The 8,464-nt window shown below is 39.9% G+C and carries 8 protein-coding genes and 1 pseudogene; 3 read left to right on the top strand and 6 right to left on the bottom strand.

Annotation, left to right across the window (positions count from 1 at the left end):
• From A2003_RS06315 to A2003_RS06300, 4 genes are all read right to left on the bottom strand, one after another.
• On the bottom strand, window positions 1–563 hold a 563-nt coding region (locus A2003_RS06315), incomplete at its 3' end, for a Maf family nucleotide pyrophosphatase (protein WP_125272456.1).
• Window positions 551–1,042 carry a rod shape-determining protein MreD gene (mreD, locus tag A2003_RS06310; protein ID WP_039047143.1) on the bottom strand — a complete coding sequence of 164 codons (492 nt, stop codon included), beginning with the start codon at window positions 1,040–1,042 and terminating at the stop codon, window positions 551–553. The genes mreD and A2003_RS06315, both read right to left, overlap by 13 nt.
• The gene (gene mreC, locus A2003_RS06305; protein ID WP_004908644.1) at window positions 1,029–1,886 is read right to left on the bottom strand and encodes a rod shape-determining protein MreC; all 858 of its coding nucleotides are present in this window, start codon (window positions 1,884–1,886) and stop codon (window positions 1,029–1,031) included. The genes mreD and mreC overlap by 14 nt, the downstream gene beginning before the upstream one ends.
• A gap of 17 nt (window positions 1,887–1,903) precedes the next feature.
• Window positions 1,904–2,944 (bottom strand): rod shape-determining protein, encoded by a 1,041-nt coding sequence (locus A2003_RS06300; protein ID WP_004908648.1) that lies wholly within the window; start codon window positions 2,942–2,944, stop codon window positions 1,904–1,906.
• 133 nt (window positions 2,945–3,077) lie between these two features.
• Between A2003_RS06300 and gatC the strand changes: the two genes are divergently transcribed.
• From gatC to gatB, 3 genes are read left to right on the top strand one after another with little or no spacing between them, the layout of a single operon-like run.
• Complete coding sequence (gene gatC, locus A2003_RS06295) at window positions 3,078–3,395, top strand: Asp-tRNA(Asn)/Glu-tRNA(Gln) amidotransferase subunit GatC (protein ID WP_004908649.1); 318 nt, start codon at window positions 3,078–3,080, stop codon at window positions 3,393–3,395.
• Between the two features lie 53 nt (window positions 3,396–3,448).
• The gene (gene gatA / locus A2003_RS06290) at window positions 3,449–4,927 is read left to right on the top strand and encodes an Asp-tRNA(Asn)/Glu-tRNA(Gln) amidotransferase subunit GatA (protein ID WP_005402135.1); all 1,479 of its coding nucleotides are present in this window, start codon (window positions 3,449–3,451) and stop codon (window positions 4,925–4,927) included.
• Window positions 4,927–6,396 carry an Asp-tRNA(Asn)/Glu-tRNA(Gln) amidotransferase subunit GatB gene (gatB, locus tag A2003_RS06285; RefSeq protein ID WP_286686993.1) on the top strand — a complete coding sequence of 490 codons (1,470 nt, stop codon included), beginning with the start codon at window positions 4,927–4,929 and terminating at the stop codon, window positions 6,394–6,396. Before gatA ends, gatB begins: the two co-directional genes overlap by 1 nt.
• Before the next feature lie 29 nt (window positions 6,397–6,425).
• On the opposite strand, the gene A2003_RS06280 is transcribed toward gatB, so the two are convergent.
• The gene (locus tag A2003_RS06280; RefSeq protein ID WP_286686992.1) at window positions 6,426–7,964 is read right to left on the bottom strand and encodes a putative phage abortive infection protein; all 1,539 of its coding nucleotides are present in this window, start codon (window positions 7,962–7,964) and stop codon (window positions 6,426–6,428) included.
• Between the two features lie 214 nt (window positions 7,965–8,178).
• Window positions 8,179–8,464: pseudogene (locus A2003_RS06275) on the bottom strand (hypothetical protein); the annotation flags it as partial.

The raw sequence follows: 8,464 nt of genomic DNA, 5'->3' as shown, positions 1-8,464 counted from the left end.
CCAAATGCCTTAACGCTTTCTAATAACTGTGCTGTCTCATGTAAAGGCAAACCCACAACATTGCTATAACTTCCTCTTATTTGAGGAATAAATCGCGCAGCAATACCTTGAATAGCATATGCCCCTGCTTTACCTATAGGTTCACCCGTGTCCCAATACGCTTCCATTGCGCTTGAGCTAAGCTGCATAAACTCAACCTGAGTACGTACCACATCACTTAACATTTTAGATCGAGATGCAACACATATGCCTGAATATACGTCATGCCATTGACCTGATAACTGAGTCCAAATCTCAAAAGCATGCTGTTTTGAATCAGGCTTACCAATAATTTTACCTGCAAAACTCAAACTGGTATCAGCAGCGATCACAATTGCATCAGGATACAGAGTTAAAATAGCTTGGGCTTTTTCACGAGCCAAGCGTTCAACATAACACTTAACGCTTTCATCAGGATAAACCGTCTCATCCACATCAGGACTATGAACCTTAAAGTCCAAGCCCAGTTGTGTTAACAGCTCCTGCCGTCGAGGCGAGCTTGACGCAAGAATTATATTCGCCATTTATGTAAACAGTAATACACAACAGGCCATGCCAAAGTTGTCGTCAAAATAGGTTGCCAATGACGAGCAATTGAGAAATGAGTACCTGAAATAGTCTGACTAATCCATAAAAACAACAAATGCGCGATAATCGCAAGTATCGCAATTACCCATGAATTGCCAAAAGTGAGAATACGTCTTTCGCGAATAAAATAACGTGTTCCAAACGTAATGAACACAAAACTAAGTGCGTTCAATCCCAGTGGTGCATCGAGCAATAGATCAGTAAAAATCCCCATTGCAAACGCAAACCACACTCCACACCAAACAGGCTGATAAAGAATCCAAAACAACATGATCATCATCATGATTGGCGGACGCCAACCCGCTGCTTCATATGAAATTGGATAGATGAGCAGTACTGAACCAATCAAAATCGAAATAATGATCATCCAAAGAGGATCTTTACGTTTCTCATAATTTAGTCTAGCGATCGGCATAAGGCTGCTCCTTCGCTAAAGACTCTGAAAACAGAATCACAACATGATGACCACTGGCCAATTGTGCTGCTGGTTGAACACCAATCTCAGCGAATTCACCCGATGTATGACGACTCACTTTGGACACTGTTCCGACTAAATAACCCGCAGGAAAGTGTTCACCTAAACCTGAACTAAAGACCTTATCCCCGATTTTAATATTGGCACTGGTTGGGACATAATCCATTTTGAGTTGACCCAAATCACCTTTACCAGACACGATCGCTCGCATCCCCGTACGCTCTAAGCGAACAGACAATGAATGTTCTTTATCGGAAAGCAACATGACGCGTGAACTATGCGGATAGACATCAACCAACTGCCCCATAATCCCTTTATCATCCAAAACTGTTTGTCCAACTTTTAGATGATCAACAGAACCACGGTTGATAATAATAATGTGACGTAATGGATCAGCATCTGTTCCAATCACTTCTGCAATCTGCATACGCCCATCAATAATTAATGGCGTATCCAAAAGCCCTCTTAAACGGTTATTTTCCGCAGAGAGTTCAGATAGTTTCTGTAATCGAACTTGAGCTTGTAGAAGTTCAGCTTGCATTGCGGTATTTTCACGGCGCAATTGGGCTTCTGATTTGGTTTGTTGGTTAAGCCATTCTCTCGACAGTACAGGATAGCTTGCCAGCGCATAAATTGGATTATACGCGGCATACAAGACATCCCTTGCAGGTTGAATCACATAAGGCATGCGCCAGTCAAAGAACAGCACAACCAAGCATGTAATTACCGCAATGACAAATGAGCGAAAAGATGGCGGTTGTCTTGAAAAAAGATTCGGTTGCACCGCCTAGTCCTTATGATTTAGCCAACAAAAAGCATGTCATGGTTTGGATTATCAAAGAATTCTAAAACTTTACCGCCACCACGTGTCACGCAAGTTAAAGGATCTTCTGCAACAACAACAGGAAGACCAGTTTCTTGAGCAAGAAGCTTGTCTAAGTTGCGAAGCAATGCACCACCACCAGTCAACACGATACCACGCTCTGCGATATCCGAAGAAAGTTCAGGAGGAGTCTGTTCAAGAGCTGACTTAACTGCACTTACAATGCTTTGTAATGGATCAGCAATCGCTTGGGTAATTTCATCAGAAGTTACAGTGATAGCACGAGGTACACCTTCAGCCAAGTTACGACCACGTACTTCGATTTCAAGTGTTTTGCCATCTGTTACAGCCATGCCGACTTCTTTCTTGATGACTTCAGCCGTTGTTTCCCCAATCACGCAACCATGTGCTTTACGAACATAATTAATGATTTGTTCATCAAATACATCGCCACCAATACGAAGTGAATCTGCGTAGACGCAACCTTGTAGCGAGATAATTGCGATTTCAGTGGTACCACCACCTACATCTACAACCATCGAACCACATGCTTGCTCAACTGGCATACCTGCACCGATCGCTGCTGCCATTGGCTCTTCGATCAAGCGTACATCGCGAGCACCAGCATTAAATACTGCTTCACGGATCGCACGACGCTCAACCAAAGTTGATTTGCATGGCACACACACCACAACACGTGGCGCAGGTGGGAACAAACGCTTTTCATGTACTTTGCCGATGAACTGATTCAACATGGTTTCAGTTACTTCGAAATCAGCAATTACACCGTCTTTCATAGGACGAATTGCTGATATATTCGCTGGTGTACGACCTAACATTTGTTTAGCATCAAGACCTACAGCAGCAACAATTTTTTGCGAACCGCTATGGCGAATTGCCACCACAGTTGGTTCATTTAATATAATGCCACGGCCTGGTGCATAAATAAGTGTATTTGCAGTACCTAAATCAATGGCTAAATCCGGCGAAAACAGGCCAATTAGTCGTTTTAGAATCACGGGGGCGTTCTCAATTAAACTTTGTATGGATGCAAGGTGGCAACTTTAACGAAATGTGATGCTTTGAACAAGTCAATCGCTTATTATAACGCACGATATTTTGCAATTTTTTGATACTGAATTAGGTAAAGTTATGTCTACATCATCTGATGCTCAGCAGACAACGGACTTAAATGCACAGACCGTTTCAGCAATCGCGCACCTTGCTCGCTTATCACTAAGCGACTCGCAATCTACTGAATATGCTGAAAGTTTAAATAAAATCCTTGGTATGATGGAAAGCTTAAAAGGCATTAATACCGATAATGTTGAGCCTTTAAAGAGCCCATTTGACAATCCTCAGCCTTTACGTGCCGATGTGGTCACCGAAACGAATCATCGTGATGAATATCAGGCTGTAGCCCCTGCTACAGAAGCAGGTCTATACCTTGTCCCTCGCGTAATTGAATAATTTCTATTCAATTAACTCATATTTTATATTTAGAATGTAAAGAAATTTTTCATATGACAGATTTACATCGATTATCCATCCGTGAACTCTCTGAAGGCTTAAAACAAGCCCAATTTTCGTCACGTGAATTGACTGAACATTATTTAAAACGTATTGCCAAAATTGACGCAAAAGTAAAGAGTTATGTGACGGTTACAGCAGAACAGGCCTTAGCAGAAGCGGATGCCGCAGATGCTGCTTTGAAAGCAGGTCATGCACATGCACTCGCAGGCATTCCACTTGCTCATAAAGATATTTTTTGTACTCAAGGGATCAAAACCACTGCGGGTTCAAAAATGCTCGATAACTTCATTTCACCTTATGACGCAACTGTGGTTGCTAAAGCTAAGGCTGCAGGTCTTGTGACTTTAGGTAAGGTGAATATGGATGAATTCGCTATGGGTTCAACGTCAGAAAGCTCGTACTTTGGTGCAACAGGTAACCCTTGGGCATTAGATCATGTTCCAGGTGGTTCATCAGGTGGTTCTGCAGCAGCTGTGGCAGCGGATTTAGCGCCTATTGCGACGGGTACTGATACAGGTGGTTCTATTCGCCAACCTGCTTCATTCTGCGGCTTAACTGGTTTAAAACCGACTTATGGCCGTGTATCTCGCTTTGGTATGATTGCGTATGCATCATCATTGGATCAAGGTGGTCCAATGGCACGCTCAGCAGAAGACTGTGCATACTTGATGAATGTGATTGCTGGTCATGATGCTAAAGACTCAACTTCTGTAGACAAAGAAGTCGATGACTACGTTGCTAACCTAAATGGTACAGCGGTTAAAGGTTTACGCATCGGTATTCCAAAGCAATACTTCAATGTCGCTGGTTTGGATGCAGACGTGAAAGCCCGCGTTGAAGAATCATTGAAAAAGCTTGAGGAAATGGGTGCGACTTTGGTTGAGATTGATCTCAACATGACTGAAGCCTACGTTCCGACTTACTATTTGATCGCACCTGCGGAAGCGTCATCAAACTTGTCACGTTACGATGGTGTTCGTTATGGCTACCGTTGTGAAAATCCAAAAGACATTTTAGACCTCTACAAACGTTCACGTTCAGAAGGTTTTGGTGCTGAAGTACAACGCCGTATTTTGATCGGCACTTATGCTCTGTCTGCAGGTTACTACGATGCTTACTATGTGAAAGCACAGAAAGTACGTCGTTTAATCCAACAAGACTTCCTCAAAGCATTTGAAAATGTCGATGTGATTGCAGCGCCATCTGCACCAACGACTGCGTACAAAATCGGTGCGAACCTTAGTCCAACTGAAATGTACTTAGGCGATATCTACACCCTTGCTGTGAACTTGGCAGGTCTACCAGCCATCAATGCACCTGTAGGTTTTGATAAAGACAGCTTGCCTGTTGGTTTACAGTTGATTGGTAACTACTGGTCAGAATCACAATTGCTTTCGATTGTGCATCAATATCAACAAAACACAGACTGGCATACCAAACGTGCGGCAATTGCTGAGGAGAATGCATAATGGCTGAAGCTCAAAAGTTGAAATTAATTGACGGTTGGGAAGTCGTTATCGGGATTGAGATCCACACGCAGTTGGCGACCAAGTCTAAAATCTTCTCTGGTTCATCAACTGAATTTGGTCAAGACCCAAATACACAAGCCAGCCTTGTTGATTTGGCGATGCCGGGTGTATTACCTGTATTGAATGCCGAAGTCGTTGATCTTGCGATTCGCTTTGGCTTGGGGATCGATGCGTATATCGATCAAGCATCTGTATTTGCACGTAAGAACTACTTTTATCCAGATTCTCCAAAAGGCTATCAAATCAGCCAAATGGATAACCCAATCGTAGGCTTAGGTCATATCGACATCCAACTTGAGGATGGCACTGTAAAACGCATTGGTGTGACTCGTGCTCATCTTGAAGAAGATGCAGGTAAATCAATTCATGACCAATTCGAAGGGATGTCAGGGATTGACTTAAACCGTGCAGGTACACCATTACTTGAAATCGTGTCTGAACCTGACATGCGTTCCGTTGAAGAAGCAGTTGCTTATATCAAAGCCATTCACACCCTTGTGCGTTGGTTAGGTATTTCTGACGGGAACATGGCTGAAGGCTCTTTCCGTGCTGACTGTAACGTGTCTTTACGTCGTCCAGGTCAACCTTTCGGCACACGTTGCGAGTTAAAAAACCTCAACTCATTCCGTTTCATTGAACAAGCGATCAATGTTGAAATTGAACGTCAAATGGAAATCTTGGAATACGGCGGCGAGATTGATCAAGAGACTCGTTTGTTCGATCCAAACAAGATGGAAACTCGCTCAATGCGTTCAAAAGAAGAAGCGAACGACTATCGCTACTTCCCAGATCCAGATTTATTGCCAGTAATCATTGCCGACGCGCAGATCGAAGCTGCACGTGCCGCCCTGCCAGAACTGCCCGCTGCTCGTCGTGCGCGCTTTATCGCTGACTTCGGTGTAACTGAATACGATGCACATGTATTGACGCTGTCACGCGAAATGGCGGACTTCTACGAGGCTGTTGTAGCTGCTGCTGGCGGTGCGAAACAAGGTAAAGTTTCAGCAAACTGGGTGATGGGTGAATTCTCAGGTGCTTTAAACAAAGCGGGCCTAGAATTGGCAGACTCTCCTGTTTCTGCTGAACAATTGGGTGGCATGATCGCACGTATTGTCGATAACACCATTAACGGCAAAATCGCGAAGCAAGTGTTTGGCTTTATGTGGGAAGCAGAAGGAAAATCTGCGGATGATATTATTGCTGAAAAAGGCTTGAAGCAAGAAACTGATACAGGCGCGATTGAAGCGATCATCAAAGAAGTTCTTGCAGCCAATGAAAAAATGGTTGAAGAGTACAAGTCTGGTAAGGAAAAAGCCTTTAACGGTCTAGTCGGTCAAGTCATGAAAGCTGCAAAAGGTAAAGCCAACCCAGCTCAAGTAAATGAATTAATGAAGAAATTGATTAGTTAAGCTGATCTAATTTCAAAAGAAAACCCGCTTTAGAGCGGGTTTTCTTTTTTTATTTCAACGAAATCAGATTCATCATATCTGTCATTTTGCTCTCTTTTAATAAAAAAATCTTCAACACCATAAAAATGTAAACTAAGATTACTATCTACATACAAACTAAAACCATAATTCTGGAAGCGCATAGAATTAATTTTACATCTTTTTTCAGTTTTTACATTTTCGTTAACTTTTAAGTCATTGCGATAAACACACTTAACATTAACAATAAAACCATCAATATTTCTACGTATAATAATATATTCATAACAAATCGTAGTTGCATAATTAGAAACATCAACAGGGTTAAATAAACAAATGATCTCATTAAAATTTAAGAATTTTTCTTTGACTAGTTCCCAACCACTAAAAAAACATTCATCAGACTCAATAAACTCTGAGTAACAGCTTTTATTTAAAATAGCATAAAAATAAATAGATTCCCCAAAAACCTGAAAATCTCCTTTAAGCAATTGGCTATCTAATTTATAAAATTTAGCTATTACCAACAAATCAACATTTAACTCATCACCACGTTCTAAATTTTTAAATGGCATATGCTCTAAAAATGAATAATAAGATAAATACCATCTATATTCATCAAATGATGTATAAGCATTCAAAAACAAAAGTTGTTGTAGTTTTGGTGGAATAAGAGCTCTAAGAATATTTGTATATTGCTTTTCTAAAGCATAATCTCCCCACTCTTCAATTTTATCAACCTCATTTGGTGATCTATCAATTTTTGAGTTTATCAATTTAAATAATTGGTATAAACATATATAATATTGACTTAACTCTTGGTTTTGTAAAATTTTATGTCTTTTACAATCTAAATCTAACTCGTAATCATCTACAAAAATAGATCTGTAAATTTTATCAACTTTACTCTTACCATTTTCATCTAAAGAACATAATTGATCCTGTTGATACTTAAACTGATTTAATAAACTAAAAAAAAGACTATCAAATTGCTGAAGATTTTGAGTTTTTTGGATTAACCTCTGCGAGTTCGCAGAATCCTGCTGTGCCTTACGACTTAATGCAAGTTCTTCCGAATTGAAATCCAAAGATTTTTTATTTTGATAAACAGTATACAAAATCAAGCAAATACTTAAAAAGGTTAAAATTGGATTTAGAGTTCCTCCTATAAAATCTCCAAAAGTTCCCCAATCACTAATCCGACTAGAGTTATCATTTTCCGTGAAATTTAAAGAATCATTAATTAGACTACTAAAAACAAACCAATTACTTATTAAGTCTGGACTATCTTCGTCTAAGGATTTTAAAACAAAACTTCCACCCTTACTTACATCCAATATTTGTTCAAAATATGGTAAGTAAAGCTTTTTAACCAAAAAAAAGCATAAATAAGCAATTATCCCACCAGTTATAATTACGATAATAATTTTAAAAATATCTATTTTTAATTTAGTCTGTTGCTGTAATCTATTAGAGATATTATCAAACCAACTCTTTGTTTCATAAAAAAAGTTGAATTTTTTTTCAATTCCCCAGAAAGCTAGCACCATCAAAATCAAAGAAAGGATAAATAATATAAACATATGATATTTAGTAAGTTATGAATTATTAATAATTTTAAATAAAAAATTTTTTTTAGCAATGAATAATACAAGGAAAATTGATTGCTCTATGCCCGCAATCAATTTTCTCTAATATATAAATATCGTTCACCTCACTACTTGCGAAAATCGATCTTGTTCATTGTAGCTATATCTAGCTAAACTATCGTTCGCTTAAAACACCCAACTTATTCCAGATATCAGGCGTTAAAAAAGTCGTGACTAACTTATTTAAATCAATATAACGCAATGTGCCTTGCAACTGCTGTCTGACCGCTGGGTCTTTGACAATATCCTGCCCCGCACTCTGACCTAACTGTTGAAAAGCCTCACTAACCGCCTGAATACCTTCAGCCTGAATCACCGCCTTAGTCTGAGTCGAACACTGCTCCACAATCACACGCTGTAAAACCTGTGCTAACTTCTGATCTAACTGATTCTTTTGCTCA

The sequence above is a fragment of the Acinetobacter sp. GWC1_38_13 genome (genome assembly GCF_001767535.1).
GTDB lineage: Bacteria > Pseudomonadota > Gammaproteobacteria > Pseudomonadales > Moraxellaceae > Acinetobacter > Acinetobacter junii.
The sequence above is the reverse complement of the archived record's forward strand: the minus strand, read 5'-3'. Positions and strand labels throughout refer to the sequence as shown.

What these genes read in the sequence shown, in the direction of transcription:
- mreD (WP_039047143.1), bottom strand. Translation starts at nt 1,042, where the DNA reads ATGCCGATCGCTAGACTAAATTATGAGAAACGTAAAGATCCTCTTTGG.
- gatC (WP_004908649.1), top strand. Translation starts at nt 3,078, where the DNA reads ATGTCTACATCATCTGATGCTCAGCAGACAACGGACTTAAATGCACAG.
- gatA (WP_005402135.1), top strand. Translation starts at nt 3,449, where the DNA reads ATGACAGATTTACATCGATTATCCATCCGTGAACTCTCTGAAGGCTTA.
- gatB (WP_286686993.1), top strand. Translation starts at nt 4,927, where the DNA reads ATGGCTGAAGCTCAAAAGTTGAAATTAATTGACGGTTGGGAAGTCGTT.
- A2003_RS06280 (WP_286686992.1), bottom strand. Translation starts at nt 7,964, where the DNA reads ATGGTGCTAGCTTTCTGGGGAATTGAAAAAAAATTCAACTTTTTTTAT.